This is a genomic window from Campylobacter rectus, assembly GCF_004803795.1.
In the GTDB taxonomy this organism is placed as follows: Bacteria; Campylobacterota; Campylobacteria; order Campylobacterales; family Campylobacteraceae; genus Campylobacter_A; species Campylobacter_A rectus.
Map to the genome: position 1 here is coordinate 2,202,477 of NZ_CP012543.1, position 25,254 is coordinate 2,227,730.

The 25,254-nt window shown below is 43.9% G+C and carries 27 protein-coding genes; 3 read left to right on the plus strand and 24 right to left on the minus strand.

Annotated elements, in window-relative coordinates:
• Nucleotide 1 precedes the first annotated feature (1 nt).
• Genes pheA through CRECT_RS10680 form a run of 13 tightly spaced genes read right to left on the minus strand, consistent with a single transcriptional unit; the run spans nucleotide 2 to nucleotide 14,035 of the window.
• Nucleotides 2–1,078, minus strand: coding sequence for a prephenate dehydratase (pheA, locus tag CRECT_RS10620; RefSeq protein ID WP_171992731.1), 1,077 nt, complete (start codon nucleotides 1,076–1,078; stop codon nucleotides 2–4).
• 9 nt (nucleotides 1,079–1,087) lie between these two features.
• The gene (lysA, locus tag CRECT_RS10625; RefSeq protein ID WP_002943855.1) at nucleotides 1,088–2,329 is read right to left on the minus strand and encodes a diaminopimelate decarboxylase; all 1,242 of its coding nucleotides are present in this window, start codon (nucleotides 2,327–2,329) and stop codon (nucleotides 1,088–1,090) included.
• A gap of 55 nt (nucleotides 2,330–2,384) precedes the next feature.
• A complete protein-coding gene (locus tag CRECT_RS10630; RefSeq protein ID WP_002943612.1) occupies nucleotides 2,385–3,446 on the minus strand; it encodes an LptF/LptG family permease in 1,062 nt (353 codons plus the stop codon).
• Nucleotides 3,443–4,300, minus strand: coding sequence for a hypothetical protein (locus CRECT_RS10635; RefSeq protein WP_002943873.1), 858 nt, complete (start codon nucleotides 4,298–4,300; stop codon nucleotides 3,443–3,445). Before CRECT_RS10635 ends, CRECT_RS10630 begins: the two co-directional genes overlap by 4 nt.
• Nucleotides 4,297–4,857 carry an aminoacyl-tRNA hydrolase gene (gene pth, locus CRECT_RS10640; protein WP_002943964.1) on the minus strand — a complete coding sequence of 187 codons (561 nt, stop codon included), beginning with the start codon at nucleotides 4,855–4,857 and terminating at the stop codon, nucleotides 4,297–4,299. Before pth ends, CRECT_RS10635 begins: the two co-directional genes overlap by 4 nt.
• Before the next feature lie 8 nt (nucleotides 4,858–4,865).
• A complete protein-coding gene (locus tag CRECT_RS10645; RefSeq protein ID WP_002943715.1) occupies nucleotides 4,866–5,402 on the minus strand; it encodes a 50S ribosomal protein L25/general stress protein Ctc in 537 nt (178 codons plus the stop codon).
• Nucleotides 5,403–5,460: 58 nt separating this feature from the next.
• The gene (locus CRECT_RS13115) at nucleotides 5,461–7,827 is read right to left on the minus strand and encodes a type IV pilus twitching motility protein PilT (protein ID WP_171992732.1); all 2,367 of its coding nucleotides are present in this window, start codon (nucleotides 7,825–7,827) and stop codon (nucleotides 5,461–5,463) included.
• A gap of 12 nt (nucleotides 7,828–7,839) precedes the next feature.
• On the minus strand, nucleotides 7,840–8,835 hold the full coding sequence (locus CRECT_RS10655; RefSeq protein WP_002943647.1) for a transaldolase: 996 nt from the start codon (nucleotides 8,833–8,835) through the stop codon (nucleotides 7,840–7,842).
• A gap of 12 nt (nucleotides 8,836–8,847) precedes the next feature.
• Nucleotides 8,848–9,471 carry a phosphoserine phosphatase SerB gene (gene serB / locus CRECT_RS10660; protein ID WP_002943753.1) on the minus strand — a complete coding sequence of 208 codons (624 nt, stop codon included), beginning with the start codon at nucleotides 9,469–9,471 and terminating at the stop codon, nucleotides 8,848–8,850.
• Nucleotides 9,472–9,479: 8 nt separating this feature from the next.
• Nucleotides 9,480–9,977, minus strand: coding sequence for a chemotaxis protein CheW (locus CRECT_RS10665; RefSeq protein ID WP_002943971.1), 498 nt, complete (start codon nucleotides 9,975–9,977; stop codon nucleotides 9,480–9,482).
• A 3-nt stretch (nucleotides 9,978–9,980) separates the two neighbouring features.
• Entirely contained in the window at nucleotides 9,981–12,341 is a 2,361-nt protein-coding gene (locus tag CRECT_RS10670) for a hybrid sensor histidine kinase/response regulator (RefSeq protein WP_002943755.1), read from the minus strand.
• 10 nt (nucleotides 12,342–12,351) lie between these two features.
• Nucleotides 12,352–13,293, minus strand: coding sequence for a chemotaxis protein (locus tag CRECT_RS10675; protein WP_002943927.1), 942 nt, complete (start codon nucleotides 13,291–13,293; stop codon nucleotides 12,352–12,354).
• A 1-nt stretch (nucleotide 13,294) separates the two neighbouring features.
• On the minus strand, nucleotides 13,295–14,035 hold the full coding sequence (locus CRECT_RS10680; RefSeq protein WP_002943691.1) for a UDP-2,3-diacylglucosamine diphosphatase: 741 nt from the start codon (nucleotides 14,033–14,035) through the stop codon (nucleotides 13,295–13,297).
• 234 nt (nucleotides 14,036–14,269) lie between these two features.
• Here CRECT_RS10680 and CRECT_RS10685 point away from each other — a divergent pair, with 234 nt between their 5' ends.
• Entirely contained in the window at nucleotides 14,270–14,560 is a 291-nt protein-coding gene (locus CRECT_RS10685) for a hypothetical protein (RefSeq protein WP_157752355.1), read from the plus strand.
• Here CRECT_RS10685 and greA read toward each other — a convergent pair.
• From greA to nrfH, 5 genes are all read right to left on the minus strand, one after another.
• Nucleotides 14,544–15,032, minus strand: a complete 489-nt coding sequence (greA, locus tag CRECT_RS10690) for a transcription elongation factor GreA (RefSeq protein ID WP_002943687.1) — start codon at nucleotides 15,030–15,032, stop codon at nucleotides 14,544–14,546. The two genes, CRECT_RS10685 and greA, sit on opposite strands and share 17 nt — an antisense overlap.
• A 3-nt stretch (nucleotides 15,033–15,035) precedes the next feature.
• Nucleotides 15,036–16,070: a lipid-A-disaccharide synthase gene (gene lpxB / locus CRECT_RS10695; protein ID WP_002943760.1), complete on the minus strand. Its 1,035-nt coding sequence runs from the start codon at nucleotides 16,068–16,070 to the stop codon at nucleotides 15,036–15,038.
• The gene (locus CRECT_RS10700; protein WP_124851696.1) at nucleotides 16,067–16,513 is read right to left on the minus strand and encodes a lysozyme inhibitor LprI family protein; all 447 of its coding nucleotides are present in this window, start codon (nucleotides 16,511–16,513) and stop codon (nucleotides 16,067–16,069) included. The genes lpxB and CRECT_RS10700 overlap by 4 nt, the downstream gene beginning before the upstream one ends.
• A 154-nt stretch (nucleotides 16,514–16,667) precedes the next feature.
• Entirely contained in the window at nucleotides 16,668–18,377 is a 1,710-nt protein-coding gene (locus CRECT_RS10705) for an ammonia-forming cytochrome c nitrite reductase subunit c552 (RefSeq protein ID WP_002943699.1), read from the minus strand.
• A 22-nt stretch (nucleotides 18,378–18,399) separates the two neighbouring features.
• Complete coding sequence (gene nrfH / locus CRECT_RS10710) at nucleotides 18,400–18,912, minus strand: cytochrome c nitrite reductase small subunit (RefSeq protein ID WP_002943894.1); 513 nt, start codon at nucleotides 18,910–18,912, stop codon at nucleotides 18,400–18,402.
• A gap of 327 nt (nucleotides 18,913–19,239) precedes the next feature.
• On the opposite strand from nrfH, the gene surE reads away from it, so the two are divergent.
• Both surE and CRECT_RS10720 read left to right on the plus strand, forming a co-directional pair.
• The gene (gene surE / locus CRECT_RS10715) at nucleotides 19,240–20,022 is read left to right on the plus strand and encodes a 5'/3'-nucleotidase SurE (protein WP_002943739.1); all 783 of its coding nucleotides are present in this window, start codon (nucleotides 19,240–19,242) and stop codon (nucleotides 20,020–20,022) included.
• Nucleotides 20,019–20,690, plus strand: coding sequence for a tRNA threonylcarbamoyladenosine dehydratase (locus CRECT_RS10720; RefSeq protein ID WP_002943988.1), 672 nt, complete (start codon nucleotides 20,019–20,021; stop codon nucleotides 20,688–20,690). The genes surE and CRECT_RS10720 overlap by 4 nt, the downstream gene beginning before the upstream one ends.
• Before the next feature lie 18 nt (nucleotides 20,691–20,708).
• On the opposite strand, the gene CRECT_RS10725 is transcribed toward CRECT_RS10720, so the two are convergent.
• From CRECT_RS10725 to CRECT_RS10750, 6 genes are all read right to left on the minus strand, one after another.
• Nucleotides 20,709–21,131 (minus strand): Sua5/YciO/YrdC/YwlC family protein, encoded by a 423-nt coding sequence (locus CRECT_RS10725; RefSeq protein WP_002943785.1) that lies wholly within the window; start codon nucleotides 21,129–21,131, stop codon nucleotides 20,709–20,711.
• Nucleotides 21,132–21,228: 97 nt separating this feature from the next.
• Nucleotides 21,229–22,140 (minus strand): DMT family transporter, encoded by a 912-nt coding sequence (locus CRECT_RS10730; RefSeq protein ID WP_002943741.1) that lies wholly within the window; start codon nucleotides 22,138–22,140, stop codon nucleotides 21,229–21,231.
• Between the two features lie 166 nt (nucleotides 22,141–22,306).
• Entirely contained in the window at nucleotides 22,307–22,780 is a 474-nt protein-coding gene (locus tag CRECT_RS10735; RefSeq protein WP_002944010.1) for a GNAT family N-acetyltransferase, read from the minus strand.
• Between the two features lie 2 nt (nucleotides 22,781–22,782).
• Nucleotides 22,783–23,667, minus strand: coding sequence for a hypothetical protein (locus tag CRECT_RS10740; RefSeq protein ID WP_002943611.1), 885 nt, complete (start codon nucleotides 23,665–23,667; stop codon nucleotides 22,783–22,785).
• 11 nt (nucleotides 23,668–23,678) lie between these two features.
• A complete protein-coding gene (locus CRECT_RS10745) occupies nucleotides 23,679–24,047 on the minus strand; it encodes an ASCH domain-containing protein (RefSeq protein WP_002943874.1) in 369 nt (122 codons plus the stop codon).
• Nucleotides 24,025–25,191 carry an N-acetyltransferase gene (locus CRECT_RS10750; protein ID WP_171992733.1) on the minus strand — a complete coding sequence of 389 codons (1,167 nt, stop codon included), beginning with the start codon at nucleotides 25,189–25,191 and terminating at the stop codon, nucleotides 24,025–24,027. Before CRECT_RS10750 ends, CRECT_RS10745 begins: the two co-directional genes overlap by 23 nt.
• Nucleotides 25,192–25,254: the final 63 nt, after the last annotated feature.

A 25,254-nucleotide genomic window follows, 5' to 3' on the forward strand; every position in this document is an offset into this window, starting at 1 on the left:
CTCACTCCTCCCACGCGACGTAACTTCCCAGCCACGCGATCTCGTGACCGTAGCTTATCGCTTTTTGTATCGCTTTTTGGACGTTATCGTCGTCGATGTGCCCCTCGAAATCTATATAAAAATTCGCCTTAAATTCGCGCTGTTTGATCGGGCGACTCTCTAGCTTGGTTATATTTATGCCTTCGTCTCTAAAGGCTAGTAGCAGCTCCACAAGCCCGCCGGGACGATGCTCGGTCTTTGCCAGGATTGATGTTTTGTTTTTTTGCGCGCGCTCGTTTTTAAAATCGCTTAAGATAAAAAATCTCGTGCGGTTTGCGGCGTTATCCTCGATCGTCTCAAACAAGATCGGCACGCCATAAAGCTTGGCTGCGATCTTAGAGCAGATGGCGGCCGAGTTTGGCTCGCTACTAGCTAGCTGCGCGGCCTGCGCGGTTGATTTTGCCGGGATAAACTCGACGGGCGAGAGCATATGATCGTCTAAAAATTTGCGGCACTGATTGTAGCCTTGCGGGTGCGAGTAGATGCGCCTGATGTCGCCTAAATTTTCGCAGTTGCTCGCAAAAATATGATGGATATCCATATAAATTTCGGCTACGACCTTGACGCTATCAAACCGCCCGAGACAGTCTAACGTCGCGCCCACCGCGCCTTCGGTATTGTTTTCTATCGGCACGACGCCGTATTTGGCCTCTTTGTGCTTTAGTTTAGTAAAAACCGCCTCGATGCTAGCTAACGGCAAATACGCGCTCATCGCGCCGAAACGACTCTCGGCGGCTTGGTGCGTGTAGGTGCCCTCAGGCCCTAGATAGGCGACTTTTTCGGGCATCTCGAGGTTTCTGCTGACGGCGAAAATCTCAAGATAAATCGCCTCGATCGCGGCCTTGTTTAAAAACGCGGAGTCTTGCTCCTCGAGGCGGTTTAGGATCGCTCTTTCGCGCTCGGGACGATAGATCGAGCTACCGCTGGTTTGCTTTAGCTCGCCGATCTTTCGCACGAAATTCATGCGCTCGTTTAGGCGCTTTAGCACCTCGTCGTCGATCCTATCTATCTCGTTTCTAAGGTCGTTTATGTTTTGCATTTTCGCTCCCTAGCCCAGAAATTCGCACTCCAGCGCCACTATGTCCTCGAAGCTCTCGCGGCGCCTTATCAAAAAGTCCTCGCCGCCCTTTACGGCGACCTCCGCGACGCGCCCGCGAGTGTTGTAGTTGCTACTCATCGCAAAGCCGTATGCGCCAGCTGATTTGATGACTACAAGATCGCCGGGGTTTAACGGCGGTAAATTTCTATCCTTGGCTAAAAAATCTCCGCTCTCGCAGATCGGACCGACCACGTCGCAAGGGCTAAATTTTAGCTCTTTAAGCTGCTCTTTTTTGCATTCGTCAAAGATTTCGCCGCCGCTAAGAGCGAAAATTTTATGCCTAGCCTGATAGAGGCTCGGACGTATTAGGTCGTTCATCGCGCCGTCCACGATGACAAAGCGCTTGTCTTTGTTAAATTTCTCGTAAAGCACGCTAGTTAGAAAATATCCCGCATTGCCCGCGATAAAGCGTCCGGGCTCGCAAACTACCGTCACGTCCAGACCGCTTAAATTTGCCAAAATGCCCTGCGCGTATTCGTAGAGATCAGGCTCGCTCTCATCGCCGTAAATGATGCCCAGCCCGCCGCCGACATCGAAAAATTTGATATCGATTTGCACCGCTTTTAGCTCGCGAGTCAAATTTGCGACCGTTTTTGCAGCCTCGATAAGAGGCCAAACGTCCGTCAGCTGCGAGCCGATGTGGCTGTGGATGCCGACGGGCTCGAGATACGGCGAGTTTTTAGCGTGCAGATACATTTTTTTTGCCGTTTGCGGATCTACGCCGAATTTATTTTCGTTTAGTCCGGTCGAGATATATGGATGCGTTTTAGCGTCGATGTCGGGATTTACGCGGATGCTGATGCGAGCGGGCTTGTCTAGCTGCTTTGCGATCGATTCCAGACGGTTCATCTCGGCTTCGCTTTCTAAATTTATCATCAAGATTTCATTTTCCAGCGCGAATTTGAGCTCGTCGTCGCGCTTGCCCACGCCGCTTAGGATGATCTGATAGCTTTTAGCTCCGGCTAACAGCGCGCGCCTAACCTCGCCCACGCTCACGCAGTCAAATCCTGCTCCAAGCCCCGCTAAAAATTTCAAAACGCTTAAATTTGAGTTTGCTTTAACGGCGTAGCACACGAGAGATTTTCTAGCGTGAAACGCGTTTTTTAGCGCTTCGTAGCGGTGCGCCATATAATCAAAATCGTAAATGTAAAGAGGGGTACCGTATTTTTGCGCCAAATTCGTAAAATCCATAACCGACCTTGTTTAAAAATAGTTAGATTTTACAAAAATTTAACCTAAATCTCTCTTAACGAGCCTTAAAATGAAGATAAAAAGCGTATGTGCCGAGTAAAATGACGGGGAGCAAGACGCCGATCTCGGGCGAGATGACACCGTTTCTAGCAAACCTCATCATCACAAAAAGCGCGCCCCAGACGCAAAGCGAAGCGATCGTGAAGATGAAGCTTTTTAAAGCGAGGTTAAAAAATCGTCCGGTAACCGGCAAAAAATAGTAAATGATGAGCACCATAAACGGTGCGAAAAACGGCGAGAAAGCCAGGTTATAAAGCGTGGTTTTGACCGAATTTAGCCCGATACCCTCGTTTTTGAAAGCCTGAATGTAATCCACAGCATCGGATATCGTGATCGCCGAGCTCTCGGCCGCGGCATTTTCGATGGTTTTCGGCTTGAAATTTTCAAGCGTTTTCAGCTCGCCAAGTCGTTTGATATCCAGTCCTTTTTCGCCAAGCTTGATATTTTGGGGCAAATTTACGATTTTAGCCTGCTTGACCAACCAAAGGTCATCCACAAATCTCGCGCTAAGCCCAAAAGTCGCGCTACGCAAATTGCTGCCGTTTATGTCAAATATCCGCACGTCTTTAGCCTCGCCGCTAATGGGATTTAGACTGTCCATATAGACAAATTTGCCTTCGAATTTTAAGAAAATATCAGAGCTCGTGCGCGATAAATTCGAGAGTTTGACGATGTTTCGCCCGTACTCGTAGGCGTAGGCAAAAGGCGTAAAATTTAGTCCGACGTAAACGAACGTGATGGTAAGCGCGATATAAAAAGGCGGCTTTATCAAGCGATTTTTATCGATACCAAGCGCGTAAAAGCTCACCAGTTCGTTACTGCGAATCATACTAAATTCGCTCGCGATAAGCGCAAAAATAAGCGAAAGCGGCAGGACGTAATTAACAGCCGTAAGCGAAGTAAGCCCGAAATATAGCAGCTTTAAATTTGCGCTTGCCGGCATGCTTTTGAGGTTCGTGAGGATGTCGATACCTACGTAAAAAAGCGTGAGAGCGACGAATAAAATCACGAAATATTTAAAATAAAGCCAGCCGACGTAACGCGCGTAAAGGTTCATTTAGGCTCTTTTTTGCTCAAATTTGGGCTTTGAGATCGTATAGTCGCCGAGATCTTTATGTTTGCGGCTTGGGCGCTCAAATTTACATTTTGGCGCTTGGCGTTTTGGCCAACGGCCTTGCTAATGAGCGGATTTTGGAGTTTAAATTTCAAATTTGGCATAGCGACATTGCCGACGTTTTTTTCGATTTCGGCGGGATTTTGGATCAAATTGCGCCGAAGCAAAGATGTTTGAATTAGCTTGAAATTTGTACCCTTATTTTCAAATTTCAAATTTCTCTCAAGGATTTTTCGAGCCGACGAATTTAAATTTCGCTTTACGAAAAAAACCGACTTTAAACACGTGCTCTGCGAAAAAATAAGCTGCGCAAACTCATTTTTAAAGGATGCGTATGGCGTGATTTTTTTTCGTCCGAGACCCGCACCTTGAAAACGTTTATAAATTTGAGCCGAATTTAATAGCGCGAAAAGTTTTTGCGGAAGCGATTTTGGCGTAAATTTATCAGCCGTAAAAAACGGTAATCCAAATTTTTTAAATTTTAGTTTCGTAAAAAGGTCGGCACGAATTTTTGCGAGATTAAAAATTTTAAACTTAAGCGCAAAATTTCGGATAAAATTTGAAAAAAAATATTTTTGCCGAATTTTGATGCATTTTTTTTCAAATTTTATTTTGAAATTTTTTTGCGAATTCGATCCGTTTTCAAAGCCGCTCGTCAAATTTGACGCGAATAAATTTAAACGCCGAACCAAAATCTCGCCGTTTTTTCCTGCAAATAATAAATTTAAAAAGTTTTCGCTCCATTTTGTTTTATCCGGCTTTACCCCGAATTTCTTTTGCAAATTTAACCCTCTCACAAAATCCCTTTTTTAACGGAAAATTTTTGCGAAACGGCGTCGATATCGGTTTTTATTAGCTCTTTTAGCGCATCCTCGCAGTAACCCAAAATTTTTTCCAAACCCTCTTTTTCCTCTGCATTAAATTCGCCAAGCACATGGCCGGTCACCGCGCTTTCGCCCTTATGCGCACTTCTGCCGATACCGATACGCACGCGCTCGTAGTCTGCGCCAATTAGCGCATCGATTGATTTTAGACCGTTATGTCCGCCGTTTCCGCCGCCTTTTTTAAATTTAACTACGCCGAAATTTAGATCAAGATCGTCGTGAATAACGATAACGCGTTCAGGCTTATAAAAATCGGCGACGGCTTTTACGCTTCGTCCGCTTAGGTTCATAAAAGTCGCGGGTTTTAAAAGGAGTAAATTTTGAAATTTAAACAGCTCGCCTTGAAATTTGGCCGAGCTTACGTCGGTGAAATTTGAGTTTTTGAGTCTATCGATCAGCATAAAGCCGATATTGTGTCTTGTTTTGGAGTACTCGGGACCGGGATTTCCCAGTCCGACTATGAGTATCAAAGCTAGCCTTATTTAGCTTTTATTACGCCTAGAACCGCGACGCGATCGGCATCGACAATAGTGACGCCCGCAGGAACTGCTATGTCGCGCACTAAGACGGTGTCGTCTACGTCAAGACCGCTAACGTCTATATCGAATGAATTAGGCAAATTTTCAGCCGCGCATTTTACGGCCAGACGTCTTTTCGAGACGATCAAAACGCCTTTATTTTTTAGACCAACAGGAGTTCCGTAAGGTTTAACCGGGATCATATATTTTGAGACGACGCCCGGAAGCGCGACCTTTAGATCCACGTGCTTTAGCGCATTTGTCACAGGGTCCTTTTGGTATTCGACGACTACGACTTTTAAGGTTTTTTCGCCTACTTTTACGTCAAACGCAAGGCTCTCTTTTTTGCGAACCTCTTTTATAAAATCGTTGATTTTAAAAGCGGCCTGCACATTCTCTAATCCCTTGCCGTAAATGTTGGCGATTAGATAACCATCTCTTCTCAAGGCTTTTGACGCCTTTTTACCGATACTCTCTCTAACGATACCTTCTAACATCGTTTTCCTTTCTTAAAAAATAGAGGCTGATAATATCTAAATTTATATAAATTTCGCCTTACTTGATATCTTTAAGCGCGATGACGTCGCTTTGAAATTCCCTCAACAGCTCGGTATCTTCTTCGATAGATGCGACCATCGCCCGCCTTTTAGCGAGGTCGGCGCTTTTTATTTTAATATCGAGATTTTCCCTTCTGCTAGCGCTCCTTAGAGCCTCCTCTTTCGTGATTATCCCACCTATATACATCTCAAGTAGGTGCTGCTCAAAAGTCTGCATCTGATAGGTGTTTCTACTTTGTTCTATCGCATCGTAAATTTCGCTATCTCTGTCCTCTAAAATCATATCTCTTATTCTTATGTTTTTTATCATTATTTCGCAAGCCACGCGGCGTTTGTTTCCCGTGGTCACTACTAGACGCTGCGATATGATGGCTTCGGCGACCGAAGCAAAGGTCATCCTAATACGGTTTTGTTCCTCTTTAGGGAACATATTTATAACGCGTCCGATCGTCTCTTTGGCATCGAGCGTGTGAAGCGTCGCAAGCACCAAGTGACCCGTTTCTGCGGCATTTATCGCGGTTCTAACCGTCTCTAGATCCCTCATCTCGCCCACGAATATAACATCCGGGTCCTCGCGCAAAGACGCCCTAAGCGCATCGGTAAAGCTATCGACGTCTTGACCGATACCGCGCTGATTTATTACGCTTTTGTCGTCGTTATAGATAAACTCTATCGGGTCTTCGATAGTAACGATGTGATAGTTTTTCGTGTGGTTTAAGTAATTTATCATACTGGCCAGAGTCGTGGTTTTACCGCTTCCGGTCGGACCTGTTACCAGGATGATGCCCCTATTTACTCTATCGCAAAGCTTCTCGATAATAGGCGGAAGCAAGAGGTCGGACATCGTAGGAATCTTAGTCGGGATCGTTCTAAACACAAAAGATACGCCGTCCATCTGTAAAAAGATGTTTGAACGAAAGCGATAGTCGTCATTTAGCCTATACGTAAAATCCACGCTCTTTTTTTTCATAAGGTTGTAATAATTCGACCCTAAAATTTCTTTAGCAAGAAGTATCGAGCGGTCGTAGTCCAAAATTTTATCATCCATCGCAACGATCTCGCCGTTAAATCTACCGCGAATCACTTTGCCGGACTTTACATGCAAGTCGCTGCCGCCAAGTTCAATGAGCTTTATCAGGTATTCGTCAAGCACCGCTTTCATAGCGGCCTTTTTCTCGCTCTCGTCATCATCCTGCGCTATAGGCGCTCTGCCGCCGGACATTCCTAAGGAATCTTCATTCATCGCCAGACCGAGTTCGGCTAATAGCGCGCCCCTATCCTTACGTTTTGTTACCTGTGTTTCGGGCTCTTTTACCGCATTTGTCTGCTCTATTTGTATATCGTTTGTAGTTTGCACCTGTGCTACTCCTTTATTTACTTTTTTTTGCATCTCTGTCAAATTCGGCTCTAAATTTTGCTTTTCGGATCCGTCCAAATTTACGGGCTCGTCAATCTTTAAAAATTTTTTATCATCTTGCTCTTCGCTCTGCGGCACATCACAAAAATCCGCAGTCAAATTCGGCCGCACTTGATCCGAATTTATCTCGTTTTTATCAACATCAAATTTATCCGGGGCATTTTCTTTTTTATCCGTATTAAATTTATCCCCAGTATCCTCATTTTCGTTTATGCTAAATTTATCGCCGGCATCGGTTTTATCTTTATCACGCTCCGCCGAGCCAAATTCGTCTCTTAAAAAGTCCAAAAGCTGATCCTTCTCGCTGGGGGTTTGCTCCTCTGCTACTTTTTCCCGCAAAGGTTCAAAATAAGAAACGCTCGCTTTTTCGCTATCGCCGTCAAATTTCATCGCTTCTTGCGCTTCATTGGCTATTTGAGGCTCGTCTTGCGTAACAAAAACCGCAGCCTCGCTAAGCTCTTCTTTTTGCGGCGTCATCTCGTTTAGGGCGTCTATTTCGCTTAAAGCCTCGTTTATGGCTTGGAGATTTTCGTTTAGCTCTTGCCTTTTTGATTCCAGTTCCGAGAGTTCGTTAAAGTTATCAAAGTTATCAAATTTGACCACCTCCGCTTGTTCTTCGCTTTTTACAGGTTCGTCGTCTATGGGCTTTAACTTTGGCAAATCATCAAAATCGCCGCTTTTTTCAAATTTAACCGCAGGCTGCATTAAGGCTTCATTGTGCAAAGAGCCGTCCGTTTTTAGAGGTATTACGGTTTGGTTCGGCTCTTCTTGCAAAATTTCTTTATTTTTAGCCCTAACGGCTTCTATGTCGTTTTTTACCGCATTTGCGCGTTGATTTATTATGCGTTCAAGCTCGTCGTCTTGGCTGTCAAATTTGATGCTAGAGCCGATAGGCTCGTAATCCTTAACATCCTCTTCATTCACGGAAGTAAATCTTAAAGGCTTCATGGCTCTTCCTAATTATTTTAGCGCTTTCATTATCTCTTCAAATGCCGCCACAAACTGCTTTAAACCATCGTTTAACAGGTCTTTATAGACCTTTTCCATATCTATATCGGCTCTTTTTATCACGCCGAAAAATTTCTCTATACTGTCGTCGCTGACGGCGGTTTTAGGTTCGTTTTTGCCTGCGATAAAGGCTTTAATGGTGTCAAGCGGAGCCGTATTTACGGCATTTTGATACATCAGCTCTTTTACGTAATAATCCTTCGCCAGCTCATCGCCTTTTACGCCCGTGCTAGCAAAAAGCGCTCTTGTCGTAGGCAAGCTTTTATTTTCTATGATTTTGTAAATTTTAGTCGCGTTCATTATGCCGATTTGCCCCGTCGGTAGCGAGTTTTCGCGCATTTTTTCATCTAGCAAGCGGTCAAACCTGCTAACAAAAATGCTAATCACGCTTTTTGGCAGCGGCGTTAGAGGAAATTTTTTCTCATAGGCCTTTACGCCCTCTTCAAAAGCGTCCAAACACGCTACGGCTTGCTCAGGCGAGAAAATCAGCGTCGCATTTACCGCGATACCGCGTGCGGTTAGAGCGCTCATCGCCTCAAAGCCCGCTTTTGTCGCCGGGATTTTGATCATAACGTTTGGCATGCCGATCTGCTCGTGCAGCCTAGCGCCCTCATCCACCGTAGCTGCGGCGTTATCGCAAAAGCCTGGATCGACCTCGATACTCACAAAGCCGTCGTCGCCGTTTGCATAATGCTTCAAGAGTTTGATCGCGGCTATCTTGATGTCTTGCACCGCAAGCGCCTCGTAAAGCGCTTTCGGGTATTTTTTGCCCATTTGATTGATGACGTCTTTATAGGAGCCCGATAAAAACGCGGCTTTAAATATGGACGGATTTGAGGTCACGCCGTTAATCGCGCCGCTTTGGAGCAAATTTTCAAACTCGTTTTGCAAAAAGTCGCGCTCGATAAAGTCGCACCACAATGAAAAATTTATATCGTTATTAAACATTTTTATCGCCTTTTATATCAAATTTATGATCTCGCGCAAATCTTTTTTATCCACGCAACAAGTTGCGGCCCGCCTTAAAATTTGCTTCGCGCAAAACGCGATTTTTAAATTTGAATGCTCGAACATAGATAGGTCGTTGGCTCCGTCGCCCACGCTCATCGTCTGTTCTTTTGAGATACCGAGCATTTTTTGCAAATTTGCAAGCATCGCGCCCTTTGAAAAGCCAAACATCATCTCGCCGCCCACGAGTCCGGTTAGGATGCCGTCTTTATGATGCAAGATATTTGCAAAGCTAGCGTCAAATTTTAGCTTCTCTTGCGCTCTGTCCGTGCCTGAGTGAAATCCTCCGCTAAAAACTACGACCTTGATATCCTTGCTTTTTAGATGCGCGATCAGATCGGCGGCTCCAGGCATGAGCGGCAAATTTGAGCAAATTTCATCTACTTTGGCAAGCTCAAGCCCTTTTAAAAGCGATACGCGGCGCGTCAAACTCTCGAAAAAATCAAGCTCGCCCGCCATCGCCTTTGCCGTTATTTCGCTAACTTCATCGCCGACGCCTTTTGCCGCGGCTAGAAAATCTATCGTCTCGCCGTCCATCAAGGTCGAATCAAAATCAAATACGCAAAGTTTTATCAAATTTTACTCTAGAAATCGCGTTTTAGCAGCGCTTCGACTTTTAAAATAGTAAGGATGTTGTTATCTCTTTTGCCGATGCCGTAAATCATACCTTTATCTTTTAAAAGCGTTTCGGGCGGCGGATCGATCCTGTTTTGTCGTATCCTAATCGCCTCCGTTAGCCTGTCGATAACGAAGCCCGCGACATTATCGCCCTCTTTCATCACGATATACCTCGTACTTGCACTCGGTTTTGCGGCATTTAGAGAAAATTTCTTTCTTAAATCGATTAGCGGGATGACGCTACCGCGCAGATTGAACACGCCTAAAACGTAGTCCGGCACGCTAGGCACGCGGGTGTATTCGATGGGTTTAATTATCTCTTGGATGTTTAAAATAGGTATCGCATACTCCTCGTCGCCTACGATGAAACCGACTAGTTGGACGATCTCCTCGCGCTCTTTTTCGCTCGGATCTATCACCTGTCTTTTCTGTCTTTTTAGAACCTGATTTAGTTTATCATTCATGTTCTATCCTATTAGTTTGATATTTTTTCTAACTACGTTTTCAAGATACTCGGACGAATACGGCTTAGTGATGTATTCGGTCATTCCCACTTCCACGCCCCTTAGCCTATCGGTCTTTGACGTCCTTGAGGTTACCGCGATGAGCGGCAAATTTCTATATTTTGAATACTTGCGAATTTCGCCCGCTAGCGTGTAGCCGTCCATTCTCGGCATCTCGATATCGATTAACATCGCATCAAGCGCGTGTTCGCCCGATTTTACGATAGTTAGCGCCTCGACGCCGTTAGTAGCCTCTATCACGGTTACTCCAAGAGGCGCCAGCGATTTTTGCATTATGGTTCTATCCATCTTCGAGTCGTCTACGATTAGCACTTTATAATCGCTCGGCTTTTCTTTGACGCTCTTTGAGGCTTCCATACTGGCTTTTATATCCACTTTTATATCTTTTGCCATCTCCATCATTATACCGACATCGATGATGAGCGTTACCCGGCCGTCGCCTCTTATCGTAGCGCCTGCGATGCCAGGGATATTTTGCAGATAATCGCCCATCGATTTTATGACGATCTCTTCTTGTCCCACGAGACTATCTACGATGATGCCTAGCTTTGCCTCGGCTACGCCGATAACTACTACGTAGGTCTGATCTCCGCCGTCAAAGACTTGCTTGACGCCGAAAATGTCGGAGAGCTTAACGAGGGAAAGCACCTCGTCGCGCAGCCTTAGCACGTTTTTGCCGTCGATCGTGTAGATATCGTCGATCGGCACGCGCACGGTTTCAAGCACGCTAGCTAGAGGAATAGCGAAAAATTCTTCCTGCGCGCCGACTAAAAGCGATTGGATAATAGCTAGCGTGAGCGGGATTTTTAGCTTCATCGTAGTGCCCTTGCCCAATTCGCTTTCGATATCGATTATGCCGTTTAGTTTTTCGATATTGGTTTTTACGACGTCCATTCCCACGCCGCGGCCGCTTACGTTAGTTACTTTAGCAGCGGTCGAAAATCCAGGCTTAAATATAAGTCCAAACGCCTCCTTATCGCTCATCGCGTCAGCTTCGCGCTCGGTTATGATGCCTTTTTCTATAGATCTGGATTTTAGCATATCGGCATCTAACCCCTTACCGTCGTCGGTGATCTCGACTACGATATGGTTGCCTTCGTTATAGGCTTTTAGCTGGATAGTGCCTTTTTCCGGTTTGCCGGCAGCCACTCTGGTCGCGCCGTCTTCGATGCCGTGATCGCATGAATTTCTTATCATATGCACGAGCGGATCACCGATTTGCTCGACAATGGATTTATCAAGCTCCGTCTCCTCGCCCGTGATCTCAAGGTCGATTTGTTTATTTAACTCGCGGCTTAGATCGCGGATCATACGAGGAAATTTATTAAATACTTTAGCTATCGGCAGCATCCTCGTTTTCATAACGGCCAGCTGGATATCGGTGGTCACTAGGCTTAGGCTGGATACCACTTGATTTAGCTCTTCAAGGAATTTCTCGCCCTCATATCTCTCCTCGACGTCGTCGTAAATTTTAAGCAACCTGTTTTTGCCAAGCACCAGCTCGCCGATCAAATTCATCAGGTGATCTAAGCGCTTAACCTCGACGCGTATGGTCTGCTCGTCCGTGCTCGCTCCACCTCCCGTAGCGGGAACTTTTTTCTCCTCTTTTTTATCGGCCGGCTTTGCGGGAGCGGGTTTTGGCGCAGGGACGGAATTTGACGGTGCAGGAGTTTGCGGCGCAGCCGGAGCGGCAGGTTTTGGCGCTTCGCCTCCGGCTGTTTTTTGAGCGCGCCTTGCCTGATCCTCGGCCTTTCTTACTTTTAACAGCCTTTCTATCTCGGCCTCGACTTCTTCATCACTTAAATTTGACAAATTTTCATCACTGATCGGTTCGGGCTCGGGCTCCTTTGGCGCCTCCGCTACGGGCCCCGGCGCTGCGGGAGCAGGCTCGCTAGCGGCCGCACTCGGAGCTTCGCCTTCGGATATCGCGGTTAGTCTTTTGCAGATATCTTCTATCTCGATGCCTACGTCGGTATCGTTGCCGTTATCCCTGATGCCGTGGAGCAATCCCTTCATCATATCTACAGACTCTAGCACTACGTCCATTATATCCGGAGTTATCTTTAGTTCGCCGCGGCGAGCCTTATTTAGCACGTCCTCCATATGATGAGTGAGCTTAGTGAGGATATCGAAATTTAAAAAACTCGACGAGCCCTTAACGGTATGCGCGACGCGGAAAATTCTATTTAAAAGATCCAAATCCTCCGGATTTGACTCGAGCTCGATAAGGTCATGGTCTATTTGTTCTACCAGTTCGAAAGCTTCAACTAGGAAGTCTTCCATTATCTCTTTCATATCATCCATGATTTCCCCCTTATTTCTTGTGCGCTTCGATCACGCGAAGCACTTCATTGTAAAATAACGTCGCATCAAATTTGGTCAGATACGCGGCGGCTCCGGCCTCTTTACTCTGAGCTTCGCTATAGTCGTTGCTAAGAGAGGAGTTAAATATAATAGGAATTCCCGAGTATTTCGGGTCGTCTTTGAGCGTTGCGGCAAAACGATATCCGTCCATCTGCGGCATCTCGATATCGCTTAAGACTATTCTTAGATGTTGATCGAGCTTGTCGCCGTACATATCGTAAAGATCTTGCATCCTGGCAAGCCCCTCTACGCCGTCTTTTGCTTCAACCACCTTTAGTCCCATTTTTTCAAGCGTGTCTTTGACGAGCTTTCTAGCCGTCGAGCTATCGTCAAGTACTAGCGCAAAGCCGCTCAAAAGCCTATTTTGATCGATTTCCACTTCGATTTTCGGACTATAAATGCCGAGTTCCTCCACGACGCTTTCAAGATCGAGTATGAGCAAAACCTCGTCGTTTTCGATGCGCGTTACGCCCGTGATCTTGCCTTTATCTAGCGTCCCCGCGCTCGAAGCAAAGGTCGCCGCCTCGATATCCGCCCAACTTATGCGCCTGATACGTTTTGCCTCGTGGACGATAAAGCCTATTAAAATTTCGCTAAATTCGGCGATGATGACGCGAGGCTTGATTGCCGCGTTTTTAGGCTCGTTTATCTGCATCCATTTGGCTAAATTTATCACGGGTATCACGACCCCGCGCAGGTCAAAAATCCCCTCGATATACTCGGGTACTCCGGGAAGCTCGGTTAAATTAGGCATCTTGATGATCTCGCGCACCTTTGCGACGTTGACTCCGTATATGCCCTCATACACCTTGTCTCCCGCCTGCTTAAAGATACGAAAATCAACAAGTTCCATCTCGTTTGAACCGGTTTTTAGTGTGCCGCTGTTAAACATCCTAAACCTTTACGCTCTTTCGAGCAAACTTAATATTTTGGTCGTATTTTACTACAAAATAGCTTTGCTCGCATGCAAAAGAAGGAACATTTATATATTTTTGTTTACCCAGTATGTATTGTTCGCCTTGGTGATAGTGTCCCTCGACGACGATGTCGGCTTTATAAAAAGCGTTATATCGGCGCATTTTCGCCTCGGCTAAATTTTTAAAATTCGGGATTTTATAATCTAAAATTTTTCGTTTAAGTTTATTTAAAATTCGTTTCGAGAGTCTGAAATTTAAAAATTTATCGAAAAAATTCATCGTTTTTAAAAAAAATTTGACGCGCAAAAATCTCAGGGCGTATTTTGAAACGAAGGGCAAAAATATATCTCCGTGCGCTATAAACACGCTCTGTCCGCACTCGGAGACAAACCTCGCAGGCTGAACGCCGATGGGGTAAATTTTGATGTTTTTAAACAGCGATGCTAAGTTAAAATCGTGATTTCCCTCGAAATAATAAATTTCCATTTTCTCGCCCAGCTCGTCGATCGCGCGGACGTATCGTTCGTAAAATTTGACGAAAAACTCGCACTCGCCCGCCAAAAAATCAAACATATCGCCCATCAAAAACAGCTGCGGCGTTTTTATCTCGCTGTTTTTTAGCGCGCGCAAAAAATACCAAAAATTTTCGCGATTTTCGTTTTCGTGCGAGTCGGCGATAAATATCGCGCCGTTTTTTATGACGATTTGCTCAGACATCAAATTTTACTTTTTGCGGCTCTAAATTTTCGGCCGCAGATTTTAAAATTTAGCAAATTTTGCAAGCTTGATTCGACTAAAGCGAATTTGTAAAATTTAGCGAGCGCTTGGTCTAAAATTTTAAAATTTACCGTCAAATTCGACGACTCGAATTTTACCGTTTGCGCTAAATTTTGATGCAATAAAACCTGCGCCGCATACATAAAATTTGTAGCCGTTTTTTTCGGCTCGGGCTTGAGCGTAACGGACAAAATTTTGTTAAATTTAAAAAACGCTGCAAACATAGTCGGCAAAGCAGCTCGTCCAAGCGCAAATTTTACCGCTTTGAATTCATTAAATTTTACCAAACGCGGACAAAACGTCAAAGTAAATAAAATTTTAAATTTGGTAAAATTTACCGCATTTTTGAGCTCGAATTTAACCGCATTCGGCTCAAAAAACGCGCCTTTAAATTTACCTGCCGGATGCGTAAATTTAACTCCTCCGAAAGCAGACGAAACCAAGCTCATCAGCACTCAAATTTGATCGGTTTGTAGCTAACGGATACGATCTCGACGTCACTTCTGCCGTTTGGCAAATTTAACGCGACCTCGTCGCCCTCGCTCTTGCCGATTAGTTGTTTGGCTAAAGGCGAGTTTATCGAGATGAGACCGCGCTCCAGGTTGCTTTCAGGCGTGCCCACTAGCGTATAGGTCTTTTCCAGCTCGGTTTCTACGTCCATAATGACGACCGTGGAGCCGAATTTCACCTTATCGTGCTCGTATTCGGAAGGGTCGATTACCTTGGCGCGACTTACTATGTCGCTAAGCTCCGCTATACGGCTCTCGATAAACGCCTGTTTTTCGCGTGCAGCGTGGTATTCGGCGTTTTCTTTTAGGTCGCCATGACTGCGCGCGATGTCGATTTCCTCGACGATATTCGGGCGCTCGACGGTCTTTAGATTTTTTAGTTCGTTCGTGATTTTTTCATATCCGAAAAGCGTCATCGGTTCGGTCATTTTTCATCCTTTGTTCGTTATTAAAATTTGCGCTACGCTGGCTGCAGAGCCGTGTTTTAGGTATTTTCGTAGCTTTTCGCAGCCTTTGATAAACTTCTCTTTATCGCAGCTCTCGTAGGCTTTTATTAGATTGCTCGGCGTTACTTTCTCTTGCAGCAGCTCCTCGTGTAGCGCCGCTTCGCCCATAAAATCAAACATTATATTTGCAAGCCCGATGTGGCGTAGTTTCACAAACATACGCGCGATCATTATGTCGATGGCTTTAGCCTTATAAGCTAGCACGAACGGCGTGCCCACGAGCGCGGCCTGCAGCGTCGCGGTACCCGAGCAGATGAAGGCAAACTCGCTTTGTAAAAGCGCGCGCGGCGCGTCCGTAACTACGTTAAAGTCGCTAACGTCGCCGTAAATTTGCATATCGTTTGCTAAAAAAGGCGGTACGACGAGTAGTTTTTCTTTGCCCCCTATCCGGCTCGCTACCTCGCGAAAAATCGGCATCAACCGTGAAATTTCGGCGCGGCGGGATCCGGGCATAAAAGCGATCTTGCCGCTTTGCAAAAGCTCGTTTTTTCGTACTCGAAGCTCGTCAAGCAGCGGATGTCCGACGTAGCGCGAGCGGTTATAGTACATCCCGTCAAACGGCAAAATCGAAGCCAAATGATCGCAGTACGCCTCGACTTTCGCCACGCGTCCGGCCTTCCACGCCCACACCTGCGGCAAGATATAGTAGGTCACGGGCGTTTTGATGCCTGCCTCTTTGATCGCTTTAGCTAGCGGCAGGTTAAAAGCGGGGCTGTCGATGAGTAGCACGGCGTCGCACTGCCCCGCTAGGCGCGTCATCTCTTTTATCGCGCGTTTTGCCTTAAAATAAAGCGGCAAAACCTCCACGAAGCCCATCGCAGAAAACTCCGAGCTTCGCATAAAAGGTTCGCCGAATTTCTCATCGAAAATGCCCTTTAGTTCGCACTTTGGCAGGTATTCTAAAACCTGCTCTAAGTGCAAATTCGCAGAGGCCTCTAAACAAGAGACGAGTAGCTTCACTGATTGCCCTCGAAGTCCGCAGCCACGCTAGCAAGTTCTTTTGCGCGCTCCTTGGTCATCTGCAAATAGCAATCAGCCGCCTCTACGCGGTAAAGCGTGCCCGTAGGCGGCACAAAAGGGCATTTGGCCTCTTTATAGGCCACCCATTTGCGCTGGATGTCTTTTAGCTTTTTTTTGTTTTCGTCGTTTAGCACGCTCATAGCTTTTTTATAGTTTTCGTTTAAGAGTTTATCTTGGACGGCAAATTCGGCATTTATACACTCGATCATACCCACGGTCGAGCTATCTTTTTGTATGCACTCTTCCACTCGTAGCTGTGATTCGTCGGCTGCTTGCTCAAAATTCGCATCCGAATTTGACGAGGCTTTCGCCTTTATCGCAAGCTCCTGCGCACCGAAAACCAAACCCGCGACAAATGCGGTAAAAATAATTTTTTTAAGCATAGTTTATCCTTTAAATTTGACGAAGATTATCGCTTAAAAAGGCTAAATAAACAATAAATTTTAAATTTGTAAGCAAATCGGGTGTTTTGAAATTTATAAGATTAAAGCGTGAAATTTAAAAACCCAAAGCCTGCAGGCCTTGGGTTTAGGGGTTTTATTTAAAATTTAGATTCTTGACGTTCTCATCTGTTTGCTTCATCTTCTCTGTCGGAACAGCGCCGGTAGGCCATTTGTGTCCGATAGGAGCACCTGCTGCAACAGGAGTAGCCACTTGAGTTAGCTTGATGCTGATGCCGTAAGGAGCAAGCTCGTTTACTAGCTCGATTTGTCCTTGGCGAGCAACCTCTTTACATTGTCCGAGGATTCTAGCCGCCTCTTCGTCTCCGTGGAATCCGTAGCTGTTTTCGCTAAAGCTGAAGTCCCAGCGAATATGAGCTTTTCTATGGAAAAGAAGCGTTTTTCCAAGAGCTTTGCTGATAGCCTCTTTTCTCTCTTTTTCATCGGCGATCGAAGCAAATTTCTCGTGTTTAGCTAGCTCGGCTCTTGCGACTTTGACGTCTTGGATGAAAGAAAGTAACGCATTTTCGCAGTTTCTTAGCTCGTAAGCGTGGCGATTTTGGATAAAATTAATTCTATCTTTCAACTCTTGCTCGCTTTGAGGGTGGCAAGTTTTGCAAGATGCGGTTAAGTTGTTAAACGGAGTTACCATAAAGTGATCCGTGATCTTCTCCGATCCGCTTCTCTTATACGGCAGGTGGCAGTCCGCGCACGTTACGCCGCTTCTAGCGTGAACGCTAGTCGAGAATAGCTCAGACTCAGGATGCTGCATTTTGACAATTTTAGCGCCCGTATCTTTATGAATATAGTCGGATTTAAATCCATCCTCTTTAGCTAGCTGCTCGTCGTAGTATTGGTCAAAATTTTCGATTTTAAACGGCTCGCCTTTTTTCCATTTGCTCCAAGGAAAAACAGGAGTCGAATCCGCATTAAAGTAGTATTCTACGTGGCACTGCATGCACACCATAGTTCTCATCTCTTGTCTAGTTGCCTTTATGCCTTGTTTAGCGTCGGCCTCGTAGCCTCGCTCAACCATGGCGTTTACCATAGCAGGTCTAGTTATTCTTAAGCTCATGTCCTCAGGGTGGTGGCAGTCGGCGCAAGACATACCCATATGCGAACCGCCGTGAGAGTCTTTTCCGTGTTTCTTGGCTACCATATCCATAACCTCTTTATAAGGCATAGAGTTCATCTTCGTCCAAGCTTGCTTCATCTGCGCGCCGTTTTCTTTTACGTCGAAAAACGGCATAGGCTTAGTCGCGGCGGCGGTCGGATTTTCGCTTAGTTGTTTGTAGTCCGTATCTACCATCATAGCCATAAGGTGTCCGGTGTGACAGTTTACACAGGTACCTTTTTGACCCTTAAACGCAGGCAAGCCGTGAGCATTCATATATTCCTTGTCGTTTCTTTTCGTCTCGATTTGGTCTATTTGATTGTAGAAGTGAGTTCTAGGCTTACTGTAATCCACGCCGAATACATACCCGTTCCAAAATACCGTAGCCGCAGGCCAGCGGATAATTTTACTATAAGGGAAAGAACCGCCGAAAGGAGTCTCTATTAGCTCGGTTCCGTTTGGATTTTCGTCGCTTTTATGCTCCATTTTTTTGAAGTCGTCGAGATGAGACGGGAAATTTTTACCCCATTTTTCAAAAGACGGCTCCGCGTCGCTAACTTTGTTTAGCATTAGCGGGTAAGTTTTTGACTCCTCTTTTTTATGAGCTATGTCGTTATAAAGAGCAAGTACGCCTGCACCGAGTGCAACGGCCACTAAAAAAGTAACCGCGTATAACAGTTTGTTATTTTTCATTTATTCTCCTCCTAGGATTGTTTTAAAAGTTATGTGCGTGTCCGGCTTGTCTGTGACAAGATACGCATTTTAACGGCTCGTTGGCATTAGCATACTGCCCGTGTTTACCCGGCAAGCTATCGCCTATAGCTCTTGGATCGACTGAATTTCTAGCATAATCCTTATGACACTCTATACAATTGTTTTGTATGATCTCCTTTTGCTCATCGCTTGCGGTAAACGATATGGGATTATCCAAGAAAGTAAACGCATAACCGTGCAAGAAGCCGTATTTAGCTTTCGCCAGCCATTTGCTTACGAATTCTTTAGGCATGTGACAATCTATACACGTCGTAACGTGTTGATGTCCGCCCTTAGACCAGCCTTCATAGACTTGGTTCATGACGTGGCAGTTTATACAGGCTTCGGGATCGCGAGTAAGATGCTGAGGACCATTAGCGAAAAAGAACGTAAAAATCCCAAATCCGCCCGTAAGTCCGATAACCGCCAGCAAAGCTATGACCCATTTAGACGCTTTTTTCTTTGCGTTTTCCATAATCGGCTTTCTAACCTCCTTTGTAAATTTAAATAAATCATAATCAGATCCATTTACTTAATATTATCATTATTTATCTTTAAATTTACTTGATTTAGATCAAGATTTTGAATAAAATCACAACTGGTTACAAAAATTTCCTTTACACTTAATAAATATTTTGTAATATCTGCAGTCAAAATTTTTCATAAAATGTAAAAATGCGGCAAAATTTAAAAACGGCTATTTTTACCGATTAATAACAAAAGCTATGATAAAATCTTTTTCAAAAATTTGAAAGCAATGCGCTCGTCAAATTTGAGTTAATCGTGATAAAAAGGAATAAATTTGAAAGAAATTTTAATCACAAACGACGACGGCTTCGAGGCTAGCGGCTTGCACGCTTTAGCTAGCGCACTGAGGGAGCTACCTGATACGCGCGTTACGATCGTAGCGCCGAGTACCGAAAAATCAGCCTGCGCGCACTCTCTTACGCTTACTAGACCCCTTCGCTTTATCAAGCTTGACGACGATTTTTACAAACTCGACGACGCTACGCCCGCAGATTGCGTCTATCTCGCGCTTCACGCACTTTACAAAAGACTACCAGACCTCGTAATCAGCGGCATAAATCACGGCGCCAACGTCGGCGAGGATATCACCTACTCGGGCACGTGCGGAGCGGCTATGGAGGGCGTTTTACAAGGCGTGCCCAGCATCGCGTTTTCGCAGTTTTATAAAAACGACAGCATCGAAAAACTGGGCTTTTCGCTCACGCAACAAGCCGTCAAATTTATCGTCCCGCGCGTACTAGAGGGCAAAATCTCCTTGCCTCCGCGCCAGTTTTTAAACGTAAATATCCCCGCCGTCTCCGCTCGCGAATTTAAAGGCTACCGCATCGTTCCCGCGGGCAGACGCAGCTACGCCACGCACGCGATGCTCCACCGTAACCCGCGCGGCATCGAGTACTACTGGCTCGGACAACCGTCGAATTTAGACTACGAACAAAACGGCGAGTCCGATATCAGCGCGCTTAGCGAAGGTTTCGCCTCGATCACTCCGATCATGCTCGATATGACCGCGCACGCGAGCTTACAAAGCCTAAAAACCGCGCTAAAGGATCAAATTTGAGCGAGGGAATTTTAGATCAAACCGACCGATTTACGAGGTCTCGCTGGCTGCTGGGCGATGATTTTAAAAAGCTTCAAAACGCAAACGTGCTAATCTGCGGCGTAGGTGGCGTGGGCGGTATCTGCGCGGACGCGCTGGCTCGCGCGGGCGTGGGCAAAATCACCGTCATCGACAAGGATATTTTTGATATAACCAATCAAAACCGTCAAATTTACAGCGAAGCAGTCGGCGCCGTTAAGGTCGGCGAATTCGCCAAAAGATACGAGTGCGTAACGGCGCTGCAAGAGCTGATGACGCCGGAGTTTATCGCAAATTTCGACTTTTCGCCCTTTGATCTGGTGATCGACGCTATCGACGACGTACCTGCTAAAGTCGCGCTTGCGCTAAAAACGCACAAAAAGTTAATTAGCTCGATGGGCGGCGCAAAGCGCCTAGATCCGACGCAGATCAAAGTCGCCCAGATCTGGCAGACCTGTAACGACCCCTTTGCTAAAAAAATACGCACCGAACTTAAAAAAGCGGGCTTTAAAGGTAAATTTGACGTCGTGTTTTCGACCGAGCCGCCAAGGTGCGTGAAGATGGGCAGCTTTATGGGCGTAACGGCGTGTTTCGGGCTAAATTTGGCGGCCTTGGCGGTAAATAAAATCATTAACGGCAAGCAAGGCTAGATGCGGCCTTAGCCTAAACTACCTCAGCCGTTTTAGGCGCGTTTTTGAAATTTTATAGATTTTCGAGCTTGCGTTTTGGCTGAAATTTTGATCCACAACCTCGTCCGCCGCCGCTTTCGCCCACTCTTCGTCGAAGCTTTGTCCGTTTAAATTTGCGCTGCTAGAATAGAGCCAGTCAAATTGCCTCAAAAACTCCTCGTGAGCGCACTCTTTCACGACGCGCACGGCCTTGGCGTTCGGATACAAAAACGTCGTTTTTCTCGCGCGGCGCACTAAATTTTTAAATTTAGCGGGCACGCGAGCGAGATTTTTTAGCTCGCTAAATTTAGCCGTCGTTATGAGGCAAGGCTTGTTTGCCGCTCGGCGTTTTAGCGCGTTTATCTCGCAAAAATCCTTGCTCAAAAATCCCGCCGTCGTATCGGTCTGCGCTAAATAAATCATCTCAAATCTCCAAATTTATCTCTAAAATGCATCTGTCGCTAGGTAAATTTTACCTAATTTTGTGCCGGCCCTATCTTTGTTCGCCGTAAAATTCGCACTAAATTTTACGCTTTTGCTTTTTATCGTCTCTGGCCAGCAAAAATATACAAGAGATAATCAGCACGAAGCCCGTAAAATCAAGAAACACGAGCTCCGTCCCCAGCCAAAAATAAGCAAACGCCGCCGCGCTCACGGGCTCGATGCACGCTATCATGCTCGCCCTGCTAGCGCCTATTATCTTTAGCCCCATCATGTAAAAGCTAAACGCGCATATCGTGCCTAGGAACACGACCGCAGCAAGCGCCGCAAAGCCCTGCGCGTCGCTCACGCCATTTAGCCGCCAAACCCGCGTGTAAAGCGCAAGCGCGCCGCCGCCGATCGCCATGCCCCAGCCTAAATTTAGCGCAATGGGGTATTTTTGATTTAGCTTCGTGGGGATGAGGCTGTAGATCACGACGCCAAGCGCGCTAATCAGGCACCAAACCAGCGCCTCCGCACTGATAACGAGCGAGCCCGGATCGCCGTGGGTGGCGAGCAGCATGACGCCCAGCACCGCCAGAATAAGCGCGATGAGCTCGACCTTTTTAGGCGCGCGCCGCTGTAAAAAGCAAACGACAGCGAGGATGAGCGCGGGCGCGGAGTACTGGATCACGGTCGCGACGGCGGCGTTTGAGAGCTCGATGCTGTAAAAATACGCGTACTGCGTCATCATAAGCCCAAAAAACGCGTAGATGAGTAGCTGCGGCAAAAGCGCGCGATCTTTTAGCGGCGCGAGGGCTGCGCGCGGCGAACGCGCTAAATAATACGCCACCATCGCAAGCCCGGCAAGGCTCAGGCGGTAGGGCACGAGCCAGTCGGCGCTGACGCCCTTTTGTGTGAACAGATACTGCCCGCAAACGCCGCTAAAGCCCCATAATACGCCGCCAAGAAGCGTGATGAAAACGCCAAAAAATTCGCTCTGAGATCTCATTTGCCGCCTTAAATTTAAAGCCAAAGTATATAGGTTTATGCTTAACTTAGATGAATTAACCAGGCAAGAATTGACTAGAACATTATATATTTACGGATGTAATTTATGTTTACAATAAATTATAATTCTATAATATCTATACAATATAATCTATATAACACGGTTTCTATTCCTGGTTATAAAAAAATTCTTTCTTGCCTTTTCTATAACAGTCTTCAACTATATTGGTAAGCTTGAAATTAAAGTAATTAAAAATTCTTTTAAATTCTGGAAGCTTTTCTTCTGACACCGTCAAAAATGGTTTTTCTGTTTTGAGTTCCTCAAAACACTGCTTAAATAATTTAATGCCATAGCCCTTATTTTTATAATTATTTATTACAGATAAATGACACAGCTTTTTTTCACTATATTTAAGTATGGCTAATCCCCTTAAATTACCCTCTGTTTCTGACAAAAGAATCTTTTTCGAGCCATTTTTGAGGGACGGTATTACGTTTGCAAAATACCAAATATCAAAATTTGGATAGTATAGCTTTGCATCTTTTATATAGTGATAAACCGAATATTCATTTTGCTGATTTATACAGATAGATGCATTATATAATGAGTCTAAGATTATATTATTATCAAAATGTATCATTTTTATCCAAATAGCATTTTAGAAAAAAGGTTGGAAACAAGAGCGACTACAATTAAAAATGTCAAAAATAACACAGCATCTATTATAGATTTTTTATGGTGCATACTCTTTAAAAATAATCTCCATCCGTTTATTGAATCCTCATTAATTGCTTTATCCTTAAATTGATACACCATCATAGTTGAATTAATATCGCATTTTATATATTGTTTCCACAACTTGTCTTCCAAAACTCTAAAACTTTTAATTGGTCTGCTCTTTTCTATCAATTCTGTTGTTGAATCCAGAATAACAAAAGCATTTATCTCATTAAACTTTAATGCATTATTTACTTCTTTTGTATATCGCTTGGTTGAGTTTATAGAAAAGCCAATTATTTGCACAGTTTTTGCTAATGGATTTACTCTTGCATCTGATAACTTTTCCTCTGATATATTATTGCTTATATTATTAATTCTAAATCTAAAATAGCTATTTTTCTGTTTTTCAGCAACACTCATAGTAATACTTGAATCATTGTTTAGGGTCGTATTGCAAAGCCTTATATTACCAAGTTTATATTCTTTGAGTCTAAAATCAAGCTTACCTCTATTAAGATATGTCTCTTCATTAAAAATCATATTCAATGTTTTACCATCGCATAGCTCATTTTTCATATCTTTAAAATTATAATTTGATATTTCAAAAGGAAATATAATATCTATGTTAAAATTTCTATCAAAGTTATTATATTCTTTTCTGGAAACCAAAATTCCAATTTCCATATATGAATTCTCTCTATCATTTGGCAAAAATATATTTAGATGAAGTACGGCATCTATTTTTTTAGATACATCAGAATCGGTCATGATAGACACGGTATCGTTAAAAGCTTTTTTGTCACTCATATACGCACTCCTTAAATATATTTAAAAGACTGTGGAGCAATAAAGTTTTGATATTCCAGATATGGACATATAGGCTCTTTATATTTTACTGCTCGTCTAATTTTAATTGCAAAACCTATATCTTTGCCATTAAAATATTCAAAATACCGATCCACATCTATGCCGGCATAGGTTTTTGTTTTATACCATAATTCTTTTGGGGTGTCTTTTAAAATTTCATCTACTAAGAATTCTCCGATAATTTTACCCACAGGCTTTGTAACATAAACTTTAACCTTACTAACATTTTTTTTGAAATTAACTTTTCTAAACTCAAATTTCTTGGTTCCATTAAAAATTGCTTCTGCAAATTCCGGTTTAATTGATAATAATGCGGTCATTCACTAGCCCTTCTTGTATAATATTTAAAAACATATCATCTGTTATTTTTACAAAACCCCAATACTTTGGTTCATATCCCATAATTTTCCTAATTTTATCTAATACAACTCTTTTTTTAAAAGAAACGTTATATGTCATTTTAATAATTTTGGGAAAACATCTTGTTTTAAAATAACTTTTTAACTCCAAATCAGTAAATATATTATGTGGCTTACAATATTTTACAAATTCTTCTTCATTTTCAAAACTAGATATGTGCCTATATTCTTCAACAATACATAAAGAAGTCGCTACGGATGAATAATTTGCATTTGGAGCATTTTTGTCCTGAGTTCTGTATATAATTAAACAATCACCTCGTTTTAACTGCTCAATATTGCTCATTTTTGTAATATAAACCTTGTGAATACTATTTGATTCCGATAAATCCTTCAAAATATCATAACTTTCGGTCTTTAACATAGAATCAGAAAACATTCCGGTATGATACTTAGGGTAAATACTTAAAATATATTTATCGCCACCTGTTGCAATGGATGGATAATCCAATAAAATATCCCCCTGAAGCATTCTTGATGATGTAGATATAGTTTTTACAAGAACTAACTCGTCACCTTTTTTTCCAAAATACACAAAACCGTACTTTTTTAATAATTTAATTAACAAGTCTTGTTTTTCAAAAACAGTAACATATATATTGAAAATACTATTAGATATTGCAAAGTCAAATATTCTCTTTATAAAACGTTCACCAAGTTTTGTACCATGTGGACTAATTTTCAATGTTCCAATTTTTAACCATGCATAGTTTGTATCAAGCTGAGGGTTGATATCTGCATTGTCCACTGGATTCTCTATTTTTAAATACAAAAAAGCTAAGAGTTTATTGTCGCTATCTGTTAATATGTGTGCTTTTTCACCTTTTTCAGCCTTCTTTGAAAGCCAAATATCAAATCCAACATAATCACTTCTTAATGAATCAAAAAAAGGGTCTGCTATACTGATGTCCCTTATATACTTTTCCTGAATGTGTGACACGGGAAACTCCATATTTTCAATTATTTTATCAAAAAATACATAAAAATTACACTTATTAAATAACCACAAAGCACAATTCAGCCCAAAATAACTAAATTTTTCCAATCGGGTGCCTGATTATCGTTTTGCATTTTTGCGAAACGGTTTTTCTAGGGTCGCTTAGGTAGA